The sequence below is a fragment of the Aureimonas sp. AU20 genome, assembly GCF_001442755.1.
Taxonomy (GTDB): Bacteria; Pseudomonadota; Alphaproteobacteria; order Rhizobiales; family Rhizobiaceae; genus Aureimonas.
In genome coordinates this window covers 2,723,141-2,741,689 of record NZ_CP006367.1, presented here as the reverse complement: position 1 = coordinate 2,741,689, position 18,549 = coordinate 2,723,141, and the positions used below count along the sequence as shown (strand labels likewise).

Annotated in this window: 16 protein-coding genes; 14 read left to right on the top strand and 2 right to left on the bottom strand. The window is 61.5% G+C overall.

Annotated elements, in window-relative coordinates; genetic code table 11:
• Positions 1-2 precede the first annotated feature (2 nt).
• The 11 genes from M673_RS12155 (at position 3) to M673_RS12120 (ending at position 11,581) form a co-directional block, all read left to right on the top strand.
• A complete protein-coding gene (locus tag M673_RS12155; RefSeq protein ID WP_061976304.1) occupies positions 3-638 on the top strand; it encodes a phage adaptor protein in 636 nt (211 codons plus the stop codon).
• 4 nt (positions 639-642) lie between these two features.
• On the top strand, positions 643-777 hold the full coding sequence (locus M673_RS25095) for a hypothetical protein (protein ID WP_274534658.1): 135 nt from the start codon (positions 643-645) through the stop codon (positions 775-777).
• Positions 777-2,648 carry a hypothetical protein gene (locus M673_RS24225; RefSeq protein ID WP_148640051.1) on the top strand — a complete coding sequence of 624 codons (1,872 nt, stop codon included), beginning with the start codon at positions 777-779 and terminating at the stop codon, positions 2,646-2,648. Before M673_RS25095 ends, M673_RS24225 begins: the two co-directional genes overlap by 1 nt.
• On the top strand, positions 2,648-2,977 hold the full coding sequence (locus tag M673_RS12150) for a hypothetical protein (protein WP_061976303.1): 330 nt from the start codon (positions 2,648-2,650) through the stop codon (positions 2,975-2,977). The genes M673_RS24225 and M673_RS12150 overlap by 1 nt, the downstream gene beginning before the upstream one ends.
• 52 nt (positions 2,978-3,029) lie before the next feature.
• Positions 3,030-3,671 carry a hypothetical protein gene (locus M673_RS12145; protein WP_148640050.1) on the top strand — a complete coding sequence of 214 codons (642 nt, stop codon included), beginning with the start codon at positions 3,030-3,032 and terminating at the stop codon, positions 3,669-3,671.
• Between the two features lie 69 nt (positions 3,672-3,740).
• Complete coding sequence (locus M673_RS24220) at positions 3,741-4,544, top strand: hypothetical protein (protein WP_148640049.1); 804 nt, start codon at positions 3,741-3,743, stop codon at positions 4,542-4,544.
• Between the two features lie 9 nt (positions 4,545-4,553).
• Positions 4,554-6,707 carry a hypothetical protein gene (locus M673_RS12135; protein ID WP_061976300.1) on the top strand — a complete coding sequence of 718 codons (2,154 nt, stop codon included), beginning with the start codon at positions 4,554-4,556 and terminating at the stop codon, positions 6,705-6,707.
• Positions 6,707-6,865, top strand: coding sequence for a hypothetical protein (locus tag M673_RS24630; RefSeq protein ID WP_156421119.1), 159 nt, complete (start codon positions 6,707-6,709; stop codon positions 6,863-6,865). Before M673_RS12135 ends, M673_RS24630 begins: the two co-directional genes overlap by 1 nt.
• 1 nt (position 6,866) lies before the next feature.
• Entirely contained in the window at positions 6,867-7,862 is a 996-nt protein-coding gene (locus M673_RS12130) for a hypothetical protein (protein WP_061976299.1), read from the top strand.
• 64 nt (positions 7,863-7,926) lie between these two features.
• Entirely contained in the window at positions 7,927-9,444 is a 1,518-nt protein-coding gene (locus tag M673_RS12125; RefSeq protein WP_061976298.1) for a hypothetical protein, read from the top strand.
• 1 nt (position 9,445) lies between these two features.
• On the top strand, positions 9,446-11,581 hold the full coding sequence (locus tag M673_RS12120; RefSeq protein WP_061976297.1) for a hypothetical protein: 2,136 nt from the start codon (positions 9,446-9,448) through the stop codon (positions 11,579-11,581).
• Here the strand turns inward: M673_RS12120 and M673_RS24215 are convergent.
• Positions 11,546-11,797: a hypothetical protein gene (locus M673_RS24215; protein WP_148640047.1), complete on the bottom strand. Its 252-nt coding sequence runs from the start codon at positions 11,795-11,797 to the stop codon at positions 11,546-11,548. The genes M673_RS12120 and M673_RS24215 overlap by 36 nt on opposite strands.
• A 762-nt stretch (positions 11,798-12,559) precedes the next feature.
• Here M673_RS24215 and M673_RS12115 point away from each other — a divergent pair.
• The gene (locus tag M673_RS12115; RefSeq protein ID WP_061976296.1) at positions 12,560-13,489 is read left to right on the top strand and encodes a P63C domain-containing protein; all 930 of its coding nucleotides are present in this window, start codon (positions 12,560-12,562) and stop codon (positions 13,487-13,489) included.
• Positions 13,490-13,525: 36 nt separating this feature from the next.
• On the opposite strand, the gene M673_RS12110 is transcribed toward M673_RS12115, so the two are convergent.
• Positions 13,526-13,876 (bottom strand): hypothetical protein, encoded by a 351-nt coding sequence (locus tag M673_RS12110; protein WP_061976295.1) that lies wholly within the window; start codon positions 13,874-13,876, stop codon positions 13,526-13,528.
• Between the two features lie 54 nt (positions 13,877-13,930).
• On the opposite strand from M673_RS12110, the gene M673_RS24210 reads away from it, so the two are divergent.
• Both M673_RS24210 and M673_RS12105 read left to right on the top strand, forming a co-directional pair.
• Positions 13,931-14,272 (top strand): hypothetical protein, encoded by a 342-nt coding sequence (locus tag M673_RS24210; RefSeq protein ID WP_148640046.1) that lies wholly within the window; start codon positions 13,931-13,933, stop codon positions 14,270-14,272.
• A complete protein-coding gene (locus M673_RS12105) occupies positions 14,269-18,489 on the top strand; it encodes a hypothetical protein (protein WP_061976294.1) in 4,221 nt (1,406 codons plus the stop codon). The genes M673_RS24210 and M673_RS12105 overlap by 4 nt, the downstream gene beginning before the upstream one ends.
• Positions 18,490-18,549: the final 60 nt, after the last annotated feature.

The following is an 18,549-nucleotide window of genomic DNA, read 5'->3' as shown; positions in this document are numbered from 1 at the left end:
CCATGACGGCGTACTCGGACCTCCAGCGGGATATCCCTCTCTATGCGCTTCGGGTGGGTGACGCCGAGTTCGAGGGCGCCGTCAAAGGGTTTATCCGACTAGGCGAGGCTCACCTCAACCGTGAGCTTCAACCGATGTTCACTGAAACCGATCTTCCCCTCACCGGGGAGGTCGGCTCTCGCAATCTCGCACTCCCGGCCGATTTCGTGGAGCCTATCTCGCTCCATCTCACGAGCGGCGGATCCTATGTCGAGCTTCGCCCTGATGTGGCTGGCGAGATGCCTCTCCAAAGCGGGCAGGGCTCTCCGAATGCTTGGGCCATCAACGGTTCGAATATCCAGATCGACACGCCCTGCGACCGCGCCTATTCGTTTTCTTTCCGCTACCGGGCCAAGTTCGCGCTGTCCGACGACAAGCCGACGAACTGGCTGATCGAGAACCATCCTGACGTTTATCTCGCTGCGTCCCTTGGATGGGGTGCCGCCTTCGTCATGGACGATGCCTCGCTGGCGAAGTGGAAGGCTCTGGCCGAAGAGGCCATCAATTCCATCGGCTGGCAGATCAGCCGCTCGCGCCTGACGACGGCGACCGTCGACCCCGCGCTCCTGACCAGCCGTTTCAGCATCACACGAGGCTAAGCCCATGAGCGTTCAAGCCGATGGTCAGGCGCCTTCGTGGGCGCACGCTCTCGCTCGAGAAGTGAATGCCGAGGTCGATCGGCTCAAGAAGCAGATCGCGGACCTTGAGAAGCGCGTCAAGACGCTGGAGACCCCCTGATGCCGTCAACCTACACCGACATTCTCGGGCTTGAGCTTCAGGAGACCGGGGAAAATCTAAACGCGTGGGGCGCTCGTCTCAATCAGGCTCTGCGGCTGGTGGACGATAGCCAGAGCTTCGAGGTCATTCCGCTCACGGGCAATCTGTCTCTGTCGAACACGATGAACCAACCGAACCAAGCTCGCAAGGCGGCTTTGGCGTTCACCGATGGCGGCCTGACATCGGCTCCGACCGTTACCCTCCCGCCGGTCAAACGGCTTCGCTATGTCGAAAACCGTGGATCTACCTACGCCATCACGTTCACGGTTGGGAATGCAGCGGGCGTGCTGCCTCCGGGGCGGAAGGCTCTGGTCCTCTGCAACGGCGCTGACGTGTCGGTCGTTGATTGGGTGGCCGACACTGACAACGCCCGGATCGCCGCGCAGGCCGCGCGCGATCTCGCGCAGTCTTGGGCCTCGCTCACCGGTGTTCAGGTCGCAGGCACAGACTATTCGGCCAAGGAATATGCGGTCGGTACGACAGCGCCAGCCGGTTCGGCTAAAGGCTGGGCGACGAAGACTGGCTCCACAGTTGATGGCGCCGAGTACGCTGCAAAAGAGTACGCCTCGGGCTCTGCTGTGCCTTCGGGATCGGCTAGGCAATGGTCGCTGAGGGTCGGCTCGGCTGTTTCGGGCACAGATTACTCTGCCCGCGAGCACGCAGTAGGCACAACGGTTCCGGCTGGATCGGCGCAGCAATGGGCATCCAAGACGGGCAGCGCGGTCGCCTCTAGCGAGTTCTCCGCTAAAGAGTATGCCGTTGGTGATCTGACGGCGACTGGTGGCTCTTCGAAGGCTTGGGCTATGGATGCCGTTAGCCCAGATGGAACGTCCAATAAAAGCGCCAAAAGCTACGCGTCGGACGCCGCTAGCAGCGCAACTTCATCTGCCAATTCTGCTTCGAGCGCAAGCGCGAGTGCGAGCGCTGCGGCAGACTCCTACGATGCGTTTGATGACCGCTATCTAGGTAGCAAGGCCGCCAACCCGACGACTGACAACGATGGCAACGCTTTGCTCGTCGGGGCTCTATATTTCAATGCGGCTTCCAATGAAATGCGTGTTTGGAATGGGGCTGCTTGGCAATCTCCTGTTCCTGCTGCTGCGGATTATGTCCCTAAAACACGGTTAGTCTCAACTGGGACCGGCTTGACAGGCGGCGGCGATCTATCGGCAGATCGCACCATCTCAGCAGACTTCGCCACTCAAGCTGAGGCGCAGGCCGGAACCGCTACCGGCAAGTCCATGAACCCGCTGCGCGTGGCCCAAGCCATTGCCGCTTTGGCCCCGGCGCCACCAGTCCCCGGTTTAGTCTTCATTTCGGCTCAAACGGTGTCGTCGGCTGTGGCAGCGGTGGACTTCACAGGACTGTCAAACGCCTACGATGAATATGTCATTCACTTTCAGAATGTCGTCCCCTCCGCTGACACAAACTTTAACCTCAGGACATCCGCCAATAACGGTTCAAGTTTCGATGCTGGTTCGACTGACTACTCACATTCAGTTTTAGAGTCCTTAAACGGAGTAAATAACGGCGGCGGAAGCCCTGCCAATAGCCTTATCCCTGTGGCTGGGTTTCTGAATGGGTTGAGGTTGGGGCAACAGTTTGGTGGGGCTAGCGGTGAGGTAGTGATCTCTAGACCAGCCTCGACCACTGAAGGGACCCAAATCAGGACGATATCGACTTTCACGCCTCCGGGTGGGGATCAGTTGGCAACAGGGATAACGAGCGGGAATAGGCGGGCAGTAGCGGCCGTAAATGCGGTTCGATTGTTCATGGGCTCCGGCAACATCGCCTCCGGTACTTTCAAACTTTATGGCATGAGGAAATCGTGATGGTCCGCCCGAATAAAATGGTGGACGGCCAAATCGTCCCGCTCACCGATGCCGAATGGGCCGAGTATCAGAAGATGCAGAGTGATCCACCCCTAATATCTCAGGCTACCATCACCTACAAAGCTGATGTGTGGCGGCGCTCAACCGAAGAGCAAGCCGCCGCCATCGACACCGAACTGACCAAGCTGGACGTTCGGATGCGCCGGCTCTGGGACGACGCGCAGTATCTCGACCATTCCACGGAAGAGTTCGCGCTTCTCCAAGCCACAATGTTGCAAGCTTTCGGCCAAGCCGAGACAGACAGGATTTTGGCGCCCTCCAATGCCTAGCGTGCTCCCGCCTGAAAACACTGCGGTCCTGTACTCGACCGCCGATCCGAAAATGCTTCTGCGCATCATAGACGGTGCGGAGGGGCCGGGCCTCGTGTCGCTCGACACGCTGCGCCAGATCAGCGCCGCCGTAGAGCAGGATTTGGCGGACCGGCTGCATGCGCTGGAGATCGGCGCTATCAGCCAATCCAAGCTGGACGCCGAGACGCAGGCCCGTGTTGCAGCGCTTCAGGCTCTCTCAAAGGCCCTCACTGACGAGGTCTCAGCCCGCACAACATCTGTGAGCGGCGAGGTCACGGCAAGAGCGAACGCCGATACGGCAGAAGCCACAGCGCGAGCCAATGCGGACACGGCTGAGGCCACGGCTAGAGCGCAAGCAATCTCGGCTCTGGCTGCTCGGGTGAAGGCGCTGGAGGACAAGCCGGCGCTAAAGTTCATGCGCTTTTCCGAGCTAACGAACGCGAATGGCATTGCCACCATCACCTTTAAGCAACCATTCGCCTCGCTTCTCGACATCGAAGTGTTGGACACTTGGAGCGGCGAGCAGTTGGTTGCTGGCGGCATCCTCACATCGTCTGTGACTGGCTGCACCGTCCAAGCCATGATCTCGCGTGGGACGCTGCTTCTTACGGCAGGCCCATTCACTAAAGCTGGCGCGAACGTCTCTGTCACCGTCCGAGCGATCGGCACCTAACTCGGCCATCCATCGCAGACCCTTCTCAGGCTCGCTCACGCGGGTCTTTTTCGTATTCGGAGAGTGCCCATGGCATCCGTTTCTGACTTCGACGCCTCTTGGTATCTCGCGAACAACCCCGATGTCGCCGCTGCAGGTATCAACCCGCTCACCCATTTCCAGCAGTTCGGCATTCTGGAAGGGCGCGCTCCGAACAGCACGATCTATAATGCTGCCTCGGCTGGCGGTTCTCTCTCGCGCGACAATTGGGCCTATCAGAGCAACATCGCTCCTGAACTTGCATACTTCGGACGAGATTATCTCATCGCCAACCCTGATGTGGCGCAGGGTGTTCGAAGCGGGGCCTTCTCAAGTGCGCTGGAGCATTACAACACATTTGGAAAGAATGAAGGGCGTAATTGGGGCTCTGGATATGCCACAAGCATCAACCCTACAACCGGGGCTGCAACCTTTGGCGGCCCTGACTACGCCAAAACCATAGCTCTCGCAGACTCGTTAAGCGGCTACACGGGCGGGGCTCAGAACGGCCGACCCGCGACAATTCCCGGTTATACCCCGCCGACCACACCAGCAATTGGCAGTACGGGCAGTACAGGCGGCCTCGGCGGCCTCGGCGGCGTAGATCAGTACCAGAAGCTGCTTCAGGACCAGATGGCAGCTTGGCAGAAAAGCCAGACCGACATGATGAGCGAGTGGCAAAAGTCGCTCGGGGCCAACTTCAACAAGACCTACAACCCGACCGGCGCGGGCGGCTCGTTCTCCAACGTAAACAGCCCGGTTTATCGCCCCGGAGGCCAGACCGACACGGGCATGCAGGCCGCCAATGGCTTCGGCGGGTCGTGGGGCAACGGCCCCTTCCGAGCGACATTCTAAGGCGCATCCATGCCCCTGACCGCTATCGACTTCCAGTCCGGCCTATTCGCCGACGACAGCGAAGCCTTGTCCGAAAGCCGCTATGTGGATGGCAATCACGTGCGGTTCGTCGGTGGTCGTCCGGAGATCGTTGGAGGCTGGGAGCTTCTATCCTCTGACACGTACCTGAAGCCGGTACGCGGCGCGCACGCATGGGCCGCCTCGTCTGGTGACCGCGCCTTGGCCTTCGGAAATGCCTCGCAGCTCATCCAGTATTTCGGCGGCTCGTTCGTGGACATCACCCCGGACAAAGCCGCTGGCACGCTGACGGACCCGTTCACGACCACGAATGCCTCGAAGACCGTGCGGGTGCGCGACCTCGACCATGGTTTGAAGACGGGCGATATCGTCACGTTCACCCATGCTCAGGCAGTTGGCGGCCTCACGCTCAACGGCAACTTCCCGGTCACGGTCGCCACCTACGACAGCTACACGATCGAAGCGCCGACCGCTGCCACGTCTACTGCAACCGGCGGCGGATATGTGGACTTCGTCGTGCCCCTTGATGCCGGTCTCGTGGATGGCGTCGGCGGAACGGGCTACGGCACTGGCCTTTATGGCCTCGGCGCCTATGGCCTTCCGACTGGCGGCGATATCGACCCGGCCGTCTGGTCGCTCGACAATTGGGGCTCCAACCTCCTTGCGCTCCGGAACAATGGCGGCCTCTTCGAGTGGCAACCGCTCACGTCCTATGACGAGGTGCTTGCCAACGGCTCGTTCGACGCGACCACTGATTGGACGGCAGGCACGGGCTGGTCCATCTCGGGCGGACAAGCCAACGCCACGGCAGGCACGGCTTCCGACCTGACGCAAGATGTGACCGGCAAGCTGCGTGGTGGCCTCGTCTACGTGATGGAGATCGACGCCACGGTGACGGCGGGATCGGTTCGGCTCCAAGTCGAACGCGCCGACCTCAACGAGAGCAACACGCCGATCCGCGAGTTCGTGGGCGACCCGATTGCGGCCACCGGTATCTATCGTCGCCGCTTCTACGCGCCGGCCAATCCGACCAAGCTCATTCTGGCGAAGAACAACACCTTCGCCGGCCAAATCCGCTCCATCTCTATCAAGGCCGAGAGCGAAGCCTATCGCATCCAGTCGGCCCCGGCCTATTCGCGTGGCATGTTCGTGGACCCGAACCGCATCGTGGTCTGCTACGGCACAGTGGAGAGCGACGGCGACTACAATCCGCTCTGTGTCCGCTGGTCCGACCGCGAGCGCAACACGGTCTGGCTGGCAGACGAGGACAATCTCGCCGGGGAGGCGATCCTCGCCCGTGGGTCCCGCATCATCGGCGGGCTTCCGACGCGAGGCCAGAACCTTATCTGGACAGACGATGCGCTTTACACGATGCGCTTTACGGGCACGGCGACCGATCCGTTTGCCTTCGAACTCTCCGGCACGGGTTGTGGTCTTCTCGGCAAGAACGCAGCGGCCGAACACCAGGGTATGGCATTCTGGCTCGGCCGGAACGGCCAGTTCTACATCTTCCGTGGCGGTGAGCCTCAAATCATCGAATGCCCGAACCGCGATTATGTTTGGCAGAACCTCGCCAACAGCCAGTCCGACAAGGTGTTCGCAGGCATCAATGCAGAGTTCAACGAGGTCTGGTTCTTCTACCCCGACAAGCGGGACGGGACGAACGAGTGCTCTCGGTATATCGCCTATAATTGGGCCTCCAACGAGTGGTTCTTCGGCGAGATGGCGCGGACAACGTGGGTCCGAGCCGGCGTCTTCCCGCACCCGATCGCGTTCGATCCCGTCAGCCTCCAGGCGTTTTTCCAGGAGCGCGGGGTCACGGCCAATGGCGATCCGCTGCAATGGCGCCTGAAGACCGGGCGTTTCAATGTCGGAGACGGCGACACGCTCTTTGCCGTCCTCCGCTATGTGCCTGACTTCTCCCGACAGGTCGGCAACATCAATGCCACCTTCAGCTTCTGGCAGTGGGCGCGCGGGCCAAGCTTCACAACGCGAACCTATGAGGTGAAGCCCGAGACCTCGGAAATCGCATTCCGGCAGCTCGGCCGGGTGGCACAGATTGAGTTTTCGAACGGCACAAACTCCCGCTCGGCCAGATGGGGTGCTCAGTCGCTCGATATCCGCCCGACAGAGGCGAAACGCTGATGGACGCGGCATTCATCCAGATTGCCGAACTTGATCGGCTGTGGCCGATTTTGAAGGGCGCCACTCTCTCGCTTGCGGACTGCCGGGAAGGCTTTCGCAAACCACTCAAGGCCGTTGGGTACGAGTGTCTAAGCGTCAATTTCGTGAAGGATTTGTAGGATGCCCGGATTGTTCGGCGGCGGCAACAAGACCCAACAGACGACGCAGACGACGGAATACCCGGCGTGGATCTCGGGCGCGCAGCAGACCGCATCCAATGCCGGCTCGGCGATGGCAACGCCATTCCTTCAAGTGCCGAAATATGGCGTGGCCGGCTTCAACCCGGACCAGATGAAGGGCTTCGACCTCGCCCGCGACATGGCCCAGACCGCGTTCACGAGCACTCCGGTTCGTCGTCCAGCGGCAAACCCAGCGACGGCCACCGCGTCGAACGCCAGCGTCACGAACGCCACGGCGGCGCAGGTCAATCCGGGCGATGTGCAGGCTGCGTTCAACCCGTTCGTCTCCGGTGTCATCACGCCGACGCTTGAGCGAATGACGCGCGAGAAAAATGCATCGGCGGCCGAGATCGGCGCTCGTGCTGCGGCGTCTGGCAGCTTCGGCGGGTCGCGGGAGGCCGTCCAGCGCGCGCTTCTCGACCGCTCGCACATCGAAAGCGTCGGCAGCACGGTCGCGCAGCTGATGGCACAAGGCCACGATCAGGCTACGGCGACGGCTCTTGCAAATGCTCAGATGCGGCAGCAGACGGCGCTCACGAATGCCGGCGCGGCCAACGAGACATCGCAGTTCAATGCAAATGCTGCGAACGGTGTCAGTCAATTCAATGCCGGCGCGACGAACTCGTACAATCTCCAGGCCCCGGGCGTCGAGGACAGCCTCGCATCCTCCGAGCAGCAGCGCCGCATGAACGCGCTCGCTCAGCTTCTCGGCGTCGGCAGTCAGCAACAGGCATTGACACAGACCGGCATCGACCTCCCGTGGACGACGCTACAGCGCCTCCTAGGCGTCACGCCGCAGGTTTACGGCAGCACGCAGACCGGCGTTGCGCCGGACAACAGCCCGAGCGGGTTCCAACAGCTTCTTGGTGCTGGCGTATCCCTCCTCGGCACCGCTACTGGCGGCGGCGGAACCCTCCTTAGCTCTCTTCTGAAGTGATCCTATGGCTTACGATTTGAAGGCCGCAGAGGCTTATATCCGAGAGAGTGCTCGTGCTCGCGGTATGGACCCCGACAAGGCCGTTCGTGTTGCGCGATCTGAGGGCTTGGCACCGGGCGTCTACCAATCCACCCTCGGCAAGAATGGACGACGTGAACCGTCCTATGGCCCGTTTCAGCTTCTGGTTGGCGGCGAGGGCACCGGCTACGGCAAAGGTCTCGGCAACGCGTTCATCGAACAAACCGGCCTAGACCCTCGCGATCCATCCACAGTGCAGCAACAGATCGATTTCGCGCTGGATCAGGCGAAGGCCGGCGGCTGGTCGCCATGGTACGGTGCGGCCAAGGCCGGTATCGGCAAATGGGATGGCATTCGCGCTGGTGAGCCGAGCGGAGTAGCGCCCACGACGCAAATTCCTGTCACGGGCTCGGGCGACACGATGGCCTTTGGCGGTGCAGGCGACGATACTCTGGGTGGTGATGCTATGGCGTCTACGAGCAATCCTGGCGGGCTGGGTGGTTTGGGCGGCTTTGCCCGCTCTGATGGCTTCGGAGACTGGCTCTCGGCCATCGGTGCCAGTCTAATGTCTTCGCCGTCGAACAACCCGCTCCAGGGGTTCAGCGAGAACCTATCCAACCGACAGGGCCAGAGGCAGCGGCAGGACGCTCTTGATATCGCCCGGGCTGAAAAGGCGAACGACCGGGCCGCGATGCGAAGCCTTCTCGTAAGTCGTGGGTTCACCCCGCAGCAAGCTGAGGCATACAGCTCGAACCCGAGCGTTGCGAACGCCGCGATGGACGGCCTCGCATTAGACGAAGCCAAGCGCGAGAAGAACGTCACGCGTGACTGGCTCCGTCAGAACCACCCTGATCTGGCAGACCTGCCAATCGATGTTGCAGTGAGCCTCGCCAACCAGCGTCGCAGCAGCCAGAAAGAGGCCAACGACGCGAGCCAGCGTGAGAGCCTTGCGGAGCGCTACGGAATTGATCCGAACTCGCCAGAGGGTCAGCGTTTCATCCTGACAGGCACCCTGCCAGCGCCTGATAAGGGCGTTACCGCTGGCGATCGGCTTGCCATTCGGGAAGCGGACGACATTGCTCGTGACGGCGATGGCGTGATTGGGTTGCTAGATGAGGCTCTGAAGCTAAGCCCTGACGCTTATGAGGGCGCAACGGCAGGGGCTCGGACTTGGATGGGCAACAACCTGCCTGATTGGGCCGTACCCGATGGTGTTGCTGACGCGAAAACCGCTCAAGCCACGAAGACCTACGACAACATCATCACAACTCAGGCACTAGGCTCCCTAAAGGCGATCTTCGGTGGTGCTCCGACTGAAGGGGAGAGGGCAATTCTCCTTGATGTGCAGGGGATGTCGAGCCAGCCAAAGGCGGTGCGTGAAGAGATTATCAAGCGCGCTAAAGCCGCCGTCCAGCGCCGTGTCGAATTCAACCGTGACCGTGCCTCCGAGCTTCGCGGTGGAACCTACTACAAGCCACGCGTGGATGGCGCTCCGCCAGCCGCCGCCCCCGTTGCCGCCCCGACTGTCCCGGCTTCCGACGCCGACCCGCTAGGATTGCGATAAAATGCCGACGATGCAGGAGGTGCGGGCTAAATTCCCGCAGTACGAGGACATGAGCGACGCGGATCTGGCGAGCGCTCTGCATCGTAAGTACTATGCCGACATGCCGGAAGCCGAATTCCAGAAGCGCATCGGCTATACGCCTCCCGAGGTTGCCGCCAGCCCGACTGGTAAGGAGCTTGACCCGCTGGAGCCGGCCTCCGGTGACCCCGGCGCGCTCGGGACTTCGGTGATGAAGGGTGGCGACTCGCTTCTGCTAGGCTGGGGCAATGAGATCGGCGCGGCCCTTGGCGTGCCAATCGAGGCGGCGATCGGTGCATACTCAGGCGAGGATGAGGGGAAGTCTCTCACCCAGCGCATCAAGGACGGTTACGATCGTGGCCTGCGAAAGCGCGACGATTTGATGGCATACGCCGAAGGTAAGCATCCGTTGGCAGCGACGGCGGGAACGGTCGCCGGCAGTGTCGGAGCGGGTTCTGCGATGGCGAAGGCTGGCCTGTCTGTAGCCGCAAACACGATGGCTCGTGGCGGCGGCCTGGCTCGCATCGCTGCTGGATCGGCTGCTGATGGTGCGATCATGGGCGGCATCGCTGGCGCTGGTGAGGGTGAGGGAATTGGCGGGCGTCTTGCTGGCGCGCGTGATGGCGCCTTGGTTGGAGGCCTTTCTGGTGGCGCTATCCCGCTGGCTATTGCCGGCGCGGGCGCTGTCACGGCTCCTATCCGCAATATCGTCACCGCTCGCATTACCCCGCAGCCCTTCGCGGACAAGGCCCTCGCAACGGCCATGAAACGCTCCGGCGCGACGCCTGATAGCATTGTTCGCCAGCTCGAAGATGCGCAGGCTTCCGGTCAAGACGTGTTCACCGTGGCCGATGCTCTCGGCAATGCTGGTCAGCGCATGTTGAACGTCGTCACTCGCACCCCGAACGAGGCTCGTCAGGGGGCGGTCGAATTCCTCGGCCGTCGCCAAGGTGATGCGGGCCGGCGTGTGGCATCGGCGCTCACTGACGCTTCCGGCTCCCCGCTTTCGGCCGCTGAATACACCCGCACGCTAGAGAAGCTTCGCCAGACGGAAGCGGGCATCAATTACGGCCCGGTCATGAGCGAGACGGCGCCGATCAATGTGAACGCAGCAATCGGCAACGCCAATGAGCGCATCAGCCCGCTTGCCGACCAGTTCGCGCGCTCGCAAGGTGCCGTGCCAACCGATCTCGCAATCCGTGCGCCGATTGAGGCCGGCGAGGCGCAGATCCGCGATCCTATTCGTGAAGCGCTGAGGACGGCTCGGTCTTATCTGGCAAGCGACAACCTGACGGTGACGAACGTCTCCCAGGCCTTCCGGGCGAAGACGAATATTGACGCCATGATCGCGTCAGCAACGGCCAATGGTCGCGGTGGCGAAGTTCAGGCTTTAATGCCTATCCAGCAAGCGCTTGATGATGCACTGGCGCGGACATCACCGACCTATGCCGGTGCTCGTGACGCCTATAAGGCCGCTTCGGCTCGCGTGGATGCAGTTGAGACCGGCAAAAACATGGCGAAACCCCGCACTCGGACGGACGAGAATCTGGTTGCCTTCGAACAGCTTCCAGACGACGCCGCTCGGGATGCGGCGCGCGTTGGCTATTTCGACCCCAAGATAGCGGCGGCTGAAGCTTCGACCGGCAACATGTCAAATGCTGCTCGTCCGTTCCTGAGCAACACGGCGCGACGGGAGCTTCCGGCTTTTGCTGCACCTGGCACTGGCGACGAACTCGTGGCACGGTTAGGGCGTGAACAGCGCATGTTCGAAACGGCGGCCTCGGCCACGGGCGGCTCTAAGACCGCTGACAATCTGGCCGATTTCGAGGATTTTGCCAACTTCGACCCGGCTGTGGTGTCCCGTCTGCTGAACCGTGACTTCGTTGGCGCTGGACTTCAGGCTCTGACCAAGATGGTAAACGAAGCGAAGGGGCTTCCTCCGCGTGTCGTGGAGCAGGTGGCTCAAGGCCTTCTGGAGACCAATCCATCGGCGGCACGGAAAATCTTGACGGCGGCGAACACCAAGGCGCTATCAGACGAAGGCCGAAGGAACGTCGTGATTGGCGTTCTCAACAGCATCACATCACAAGCGGTCGGTCGGTCGGCGGCGCCACGATAACGGCACCTTGTTGCCGGTCGCATCAATAGCCCAGAGAGTGAAGATCATGGCGGTGAAGCCTCCCAAGAGGACAGACCGCCATTCGATGCCCTCATTCGTCAGCGTGACGGACCAGACGAAAACCAGGATGCAGGCTAAAAGCAGCCAAGGCGGTTTCGAGGTGTCGCGCGGCGGCTCGTTCTCATCGTGTTCAATGGTCTTCGGTAGATCAGACATCTTTCGCGGACCATCCAAAAATGAAGCGGATCGCGCTTCCTCCTGCGACCCAAGCGACAACTGCAAACGCAATCTGCAGCCAGCCTGAAGCAGGGAAGGGCTGACCACCAGCGGCGATCATCACCGCCATAGCTGGGTTGGCCGCCGCGATTGCGCAGCAAGCCCAGAAACACACAACGCCAAAGCGGTGAAGAACCTTCATCCGCTCATAATGCCAAAGACCGCGACTGTGGGCCAGAGGAGGGCCTTCAATAACAGTTCGTCTGGATCGTATTGCCGAAGGGTGTTGACGTGCAACGGGTGGTGGGCTGGCCGTTCATCAGCCTTGCGCCAGTCGCCCTCAACTCGGCCGCGCTTCTTTCGGCCGCTGCGGCGTTGATAGCAGCTTCGCTTTGATCGATTTGGACACGGCAGTTCACATAGGCGTCGGAGTCAGGGCGAGAGCCATAGCTTTTGCACTGAGCGTCTTTGCGAGCTTCCTGCTGAGCGGCTTCCTGCGCTGCGCGGGCGGCGCGCTCTTCCGGTGTCCCGCATCCAGCCAAAGCGACCAGTAGCATTCCAGCGACGGCGTATTGAGTTCGTATCATTCCACCCTCCCGCAAAACGAGAAGATGGCATCACACCCGCCTAGCGCGTGGCTGGATTTCGTCCGGATCACCAGTGAGGATAGGGCGGGTTGTCTTGTGGATATCTATAGGCTCGCATTGAACGCCTTTAATGCTAGCCTTAAATTGGCTCGCATTCATACGGAGGAATGCGAGCATGTCAGACGACCTCATCAATCAGGATGCCCAACGCTCAGAGAATGCCAAGAAGGCAGCAATTGCACGATGGAGCGGCGAGAAGGCGTTGCCGCGTGCGGTCTACGGTTCGAGCGATCACCCACTGCGTGTCGGAGACATCGACCTGCCGTGCTATGTTCTGGACGATGAGAGGCGCGTACTGAGTGCGTCTGGTGTCCAAACTGGAATGGCGATTGCCCAAGGCGGGTCCATGAAAAAGGGCCTGAGTCGGCTTGAGCTTTTCATCGGGGGAAAGATCATTTCCTCCTTTGTTTCCAATGAGTTAAGGGAGAGAGTCCAGAACCCGATTTTGTTCCGAACGCCTGCCAATGGTAAGGCCTACGGATACGAAGCTGAGGTCTTGGTCGAGCTGTGCGAGGCGGTTCTAGCGGCTCGACAAGCCGGCAAGCTCCAAGCGCAACAGCAACCTATCGCGCAGCAATGCGAGATCCTTATGCGCGGATTTGCGCGCGTCGGCATCGTAGCCTTGGTCGATGAGGCAACTGGCTATGAAACCGTCCGCAAGCGCGGTGAGCTGCATTCGATCTTAGAGAAGTACATCGCCAAAGAGCTACTGCCTTGGAGCAAGCGGTTCCCTGACAGCTTCTACGAAGAGATCTTCCGCCTCCACAAGTGGAGGTATGATCCGAAATCCGTCGCTCGCCCCGGTGTCGTCGGCAAATTCACAAACGAGTTCATCTACAAGGCTCTGCCGGAAGGCGTGCTGGACGAACTAAAGAGCCGCAATCCTGACAATAAGAGGCGCAACCACCAGTTCCTCACGGAGGACGTTGGGCACCCACATTTACAGAAACAGATCACGGCCACCACGACGCTAATGCGCGCGTCTGACTCCTGGCCGATGTTCAAACGATTATTCGCAAGCGCCCAATCTCGTGCAAAGGTATAGACCGGCAAGGCCCTGTAAGCCGTGAGGCAAGTCGCTTCACGGCTTACAGAACGGCTCGAACGGCTGCATATCCACGACCAAGCCGCCTCTGAATTCGAGCACTTCGATCAACTCGCCACCCGTCTTCCCAGTCGGATGGCCTTCCATTGCAGCAATCCCGGTTCCAGCCGATCGAAGCTCATAGGTCTTCGGTTTTGCTCCCTGTTCCTCAATCGTGAGATCGCGGTCCTCAACGATCCGAGCGACCTTCTCGCCCGGTGGCCGCGTATCGAGCGTGTAGACGCCGCATCCTTCCGCCGCGAGCGCTGAAGACAGCGGCAACATCGCCAACCCGAGCACCAGAACAGTTCGCCTCATCGCTCCCTCCGCATCCAGAGAGCGAACCATAGCAGTTCCCCCGGTCGCCTCGTGCGGCCTTTTTTATGCAGAAAAGGAAATCCCATGGCCCTTTCCGGTCTCCACGTCGCTTGCGGTTTTGTCGGTGGCTATGGTCGCAGCCAAGCAGGCAGTGTCGCCTCGTCTTCCATCGCGGTCATTCCGCTTCTGTCCAAGGCTGTCTGGTCTGAGACGCTTGCGAGCGCCGCCACGACGACAAGCTCGGCTCCTGCCGGCGGGAATGGTGCTGGCGCTCCCGTGTTCACCATCCGATCGTCTATCGATGCGTGGGTGGCGATTGGCGTAGCGCCTGACGCGACGATCGGCCCGCGTCGTCTCATCCCGGCTGGCACCGATGTTCACCTGTTCGTTGACTCTGGCGACAAGCTGGCTTGGGTGGCGGCATGAGCAGGATCAGCCCTGAGTTTGGATCTCTGGCGCTCTCGGCTCTGACGACGAACTCGCTTGGTGCGGGGGGTGCAGACAAAGGCGGTCTGAAGATCGGGCGCCCGCTGCTCTCGTCCTCGCGTCTTCAGGTCCAGAGCAACCGTGCGCAGGTCGTCTCAGGCGATCTGTTCAAGATGCGCTACATTGCGGACACGTCACCGCCTTGGGCAACCTACGGCCTTTCGCTGGCGCTGGCTGCTTGGTACGCGAACGAGCAGCCTCTCACCAACGATTGGCCCATCAAGCAGGTCGTGGCTGAGATCAACGACGTGAAATATTACCTGACCTACAACGGTCAGGAGGCGTTCACGATTGCCGATGGCACGGCCATTTGGACGGACGAGTTACCCGTCGTGATCCCGGCAAACTCGGTGATCCGTTACGGCGTAGCCGACGAGCTGGCGCTTAACCAATATCGCCCGTCGCAAGGCCCGGTCTACCTGCCACGCTCCATCATCAGCACGCCGAGCAATCGCGGCGACGGGATGAACAGCAGTGGCACCGTGTCCCAGGTCGCGAACCTGCGGAACAACACGGGCGAGTTCTTCACCAACACCCCCGGCATCGCGATCTACGACGGACTGCCCATCCTCGCCACCGCTCGACCTTATGGTGCGGACGCGATTGCGAAGTCCATGGCAGTGCTTGAGGTCGGCGATAGCATCCTTTGGGGTGATCGGACTCAGGGCATGCCTTTCGGCGTCACGGCCGAAGAGTTGGGGGGGAATAGCTTCTTCGACCGAGCTCTCAACACCCTACCGAGCGGGCGTCTTCCGTTCGGCAACATGGGCGTTCCCGGCACGCGGCTTCTCGACCTCACGCTCTCGCCCACGCCGGTTGGCGTCCAAATCAAGGGCTTTGACAAGCGTCGCGCCTTGCTGGAGGCCAAGGGCTGGCCCTACGATGTCATCCTCTGCGAAATGGGCCTGAACTCGGCGACGAACGGCAATGCCACAACCGTTGTGAGCGACGCGAAGGCCGCTCACGCCCAGCTTAAGACGATGGGCAATAAGCGGCTGATCCAGACGCTGCTTCTGCCCTGCTCGTTCTCGAAAGACGAGGGGACCAACGCAGACAACAGCTTCCTTTGGAGCAGCGCCGACGCCTCAAAGCAGGTTCGCCAAGCGCCAACCTCCATTGACGGGTTCAACAACTACATCAAAGGCACCCCGTCCGATGTGGACGGGTATATCGAGCTGGCCTCCGCGATCGAAAGCTCGACGGGATCGGGCAAGTTCGCTGCCGTCACGAGCCAGCAGGGTCGGCTCACGGCTGACGCCGCGTCGGGTCAGAAGGTTGCCACCGTCAACTTCGCTGTCCAGCCCGGCGACGGCATCATTCTGAACCAGGGCGACTCCGCGCAGGCCGAAGCAAAAGATATTCAGGCCGTCACGAACAATGGCAATGGCACATGGACGCTGACGTTCCGCCAGAACCTCGCCCGCGCTCACACGGCCAACGCCGATACCAGCGTCATCACGGCGGCAGGCGTCTACACGTTCGACGGCATCCACATGGTCACTCAGGCCGCGCGGCTTCTGAAAGACAAGGTGAGGGTTGCCGAGTCCCTTCTTGACCCGCGCCGCACGCCATCTGTTCCTGTTACCTTGAACAACCTGTTCCAAACAGCCCAGGCTAACTCTTACTCGTCCTATGTCGATGAAACCGATGGAACGAGACTTTTCAGGGTGGCGCGCCGTACGCCTGGGTCTACGCTTTCACTGGCTGTTGCGGGGAACAAGCTTCGCATCGTGGACGATGGAACCGACGCTTACGTGGTTAAGGGCTCGGGATCGCTGACGCTGGGCGAAAGCATCGCGATTTCCATCACGGAGTCTCATCCGACCGCAACGAACAACAATCGCGTCAGCACGGCCTCTGTCGGCGTGAACGCCAAGGGCAATTGGCCCGCAGTCCTCGCCGCAGGTTACAAGAATGCCTCCATGGCCGGGCAGGTCAACAATGCATCGCGCGGCGCTTTCGGCACCCGTACCCGCACGTATGCACGCAAGCCCATGAAGCTCGGGCGGTGCTCGCAGAAGTCGCTCCGCATCGGCTTCTCGACCATCCGCATCGAATCGCTGACCAGCGCGGAGGAATTGGCGGGTCCGGTGACGCCGATCTCGGCCTGCTCGGTCGAAATCACAGGTGCCCCTACGCCGATCGTTCGCGTCCTGTTCGGCAACTCCCAGACCTTCACCGTCCCTGTTGGGTGTGATCTCTATTTCTCGGATGAATTAACGCCGGCAATGTTCGGTCTGACTGAGTTCGAGGACTCGCTTGAGATCAACGTGAACACCGTCGTGGACATCCCTGACGGCGCGGTGGTCTACACCTGCGGGCAGACGCTCGGGACATCCTACATCTACGACCCAACGGTGGACACGCGGGCGCCGGCTGATCTCGTCATGATCCAGGGCGGCATCACCCAGCCCTCGGGCGGCGCCACGCTTCCCGGCCCTGCGCCGGTCATGGTGGTGGGCCTGCCGGTGGATGGCAAGACGCAGGTCCCGTCCCTGTTCATCGCGGGCGACAGCATCACGGATCGCCTGTCGGACGGCGGCGGCGTGGGCGACAATGGCGGCGGCTATGCCAAGCGCGCGGCGTTCGCCGCCGGCATTCCCTACTTCTCGCACTCGCTGGGTGGCCGGCAGGTCGGGCACTGGAACGCCAACAACTATTTCAGCCGGGCCTATGCTCGGTTCCACACCCTGACCTATTCGGGTCTCGGCACCAACGACGTGGGCGGCGGCAACACGGATGCCGTCATCTGGAAAAACCTGCAGGCGCTCTATGCTCAGATGCGCTCGTTCGGCCACACCCGTGTCCTGCAAGGGACCATTCCGCCGCGCGTCTCGACCGGCACCCGGAATGCATCGAGCGAGAACATCCTCACGAACTATCGCTGCACCGACCTGACGAACCAGTTCCCCTGGTACACGTCGGGCGTCAACGGCATCGGCTACGAACTCGGAGGGTACAAGGACCAGCTTAACGCGCGGATCCGCAACAATGCTGGCGTCTCACTCGGCCCCGATGCCATCCTCGATATGGCTGCGCTCTGCTCGGACGCCAATTCTGGGCCAAGCAAATTCAAGCTTCGGTCGTTCTCTTCGACGCTGACGGCCGATTGCGCGGTGAACGCCACGACCATGACCATGGCCGACAAGCCGGATGTGGATGAGACGTTCGTGATCGAACCCGGCACGGCGAATGTCGAGACGGTGCCGACCCAGAACTTCCCGTTCAAAGTCGTCAGCGTTTCGGGCTCCGGTCCCTATGTCGTCACCATCACGGGCGCATCTCCGACCGTGGCCCACGCGGCCGGATCCGTGATCCGTGCCACCAATGCCAACGACGAGACGCATCCGACGACGCCGATCCACAAGGAAGCCGCAGCGCTCCTGCGCGATCAGCTGCTTGCCCTCTATCCCGCCTATGCGTTCACGAACGCCGAGGCGTCATCCTATGTCGCGCGCATGACTTCGCCGCCGAGCGACAAGCGGCGAGGGCTGCTGGACAAGCTGTTCGGGGACCTGAAGACGGCGGGTGTCCTGTCCGTCTTGGACGAGCTGCATGTCGTCGCGGCTCACTCGCAGCAGGCCGCGAACGAGAACCTGATCTCGACCTCCTACACGCTGACCTCGACCGCGTTCCCGACGTGGACCAAGGATCGCGGCTACAAGGGCAACGGGTCGAACCAGTTCGCCGCGACCAACTTCAACCCGAGCACGGCGACGGGCGCGAAGCATCAGCAGGACAGCGCCCATATGGGCGTCTTCACGCTGGTGGACGGCACGACGGGCGAGGACTTCGGTTCAGCCAACGGGCGCTCCAACGTCCATTCGCGCGCATCGGGGCACGGCGGGCGCGTCAGCCAGAGCACGGGCGGCCTCGGCGGCTCGGGCTCGACCGCATCGCCGCATCATGTCGTTGCCAACCGCACGGCGTCGAACGCGTCCGAGCTCGTGGTGGACGGCGCGCAGTTCGCCACCCTGGCCACCGCGTCGACTTCTCTGGCGACGGGTCTGGACCTGCTGCGCAACAACAACGGCTATGGCGACGCTCAGGTAGCCATCGTCCACACGGGCGGCGCGCTCACCACTACCGCCCAGAAGACGGGGCTCTACAACGCCCTGAAAGCCTACCTGCAAAGCGTTGGGGCCGTCGCGGCCTAAACGTCTTCCTCCCCCTCTGAACTCACAAGCCCGGCCTCAGCGCCGGGCTTTTCTTTGCCC

Excerpts from the sequence above, each read along its gene's own strand:
- M673_RS12155 (WP_061976304.1), top strand. The coding sequence starts at position 3 with ATGACGGCGTACTCGGACCTCCAGCGGGATATCCCTCTCTATGCGCTT.
- M673_RS25095 (WP_274534658.1), top strand. The coding sequence starts at position 643 with ATGAGCGTTCAAGCCGATGGTCAGGCGCCTTCGTGGGCGCACGCTCTC.
- M673_RS24225 (WP_148640051.1), top strand. The coding sequence starts at position 777 with ATGCCGTCAACCTACACCGACATTCTCGGGCTTGAGCTTCAGGAGACC.
- M673_RS12150 (WP_061976303.1), top strand. The coding sequence starts at position 2,648 with ATGGTCCGCCCGAATAAAATGGTGGACGGCCAAATCGTCCCGCTCACC.
- M673_RS12145 (WP_148640050.1), top strand. The coding sequence starts at position 3,030 with ATGCTTCTGCGCATCATAGACGGTGCGGAGGGGCCGGGCCTCGTGTCG.
- M673_RS24220 (WP_148640049.1), top strand. The coding sequence starts at position 3,741 with ATGGCATCCGTTTCTGACTTCGACGCCTCTTGGTATCTCGCGAACAAC.
- M673_RS12135 (WP_061976300.1), top strand. The coding sequence starts at position 4,554 with ATGCCCCTGACCGCTATCGACTTCCAGTCCGGCCTATTCGCCGACGAC.
- M673_RS24630 (WP_156421119.1), top strand. The coding sequence starts at position 6,707 with ATGGACGCGGCATTCATCCAGATTGCCGAACTTGATCGGCTGTGGCCG.
- M673_RS12130 (WP_061976299.1), top strand. The coding sequence starts at position 6,867 with ATGCCCGGATTGTTCGGCGGCGGCAACAAGACCCAACAGACGACGCAG.
- M673_RS12125 (WP_061976298.1), top strand. The coding sequence starts at position 7,927 with ATGGACCCCGACAAGGCCGTTCGTGTTGCGCGATCTGAGGGCTTGGCA.
- M673_RS12120 (WP_061976297.1), top strand. The coding sequence starts at position 9,446 with ATGCCGACGATGCAGGAGGTGCGGGCTAAATTCCCGCAGTACGAGGAC.
- M673_RS24215 (WP_148640047.1), bottom strand. The coding sequence starts at position 11,797 with ATGTCTGATCTACCGAAGACCATTGAACACGATGAGAACGAGCCGCCG.
- M673_RS12115 (WP_061976296.1), top strand. The coding sequence starts at position 12,560 with ATGTCAGACGACCTCATCAATCAGGATGCCCAACGCTCAGAGAATGCC.
- M673_RS12110 (WP_061976295.1), bottom strand. The coding sequence starts at position 13,876 with ATGGTTCGCTCTCTGGATGCGGAGGGAGCGATGAGGCGAACTGTTCTG.
- M673_RS24210 (WP_148640046.1), top strand. The coding sequence starts at position 13,931 with ATGGCCCTTTCCGGTCTCCACGTCGCTTGCGGTTTTGTCGGTGGCTAT.
- M673_RS12105 (WP_061976294.1), top strand. The coding sequence starts at position 14,269 with ATGAGCAGGATCAGCCCTGAGTTTGGATCTCTGGCGCTCTCGGCTCTG.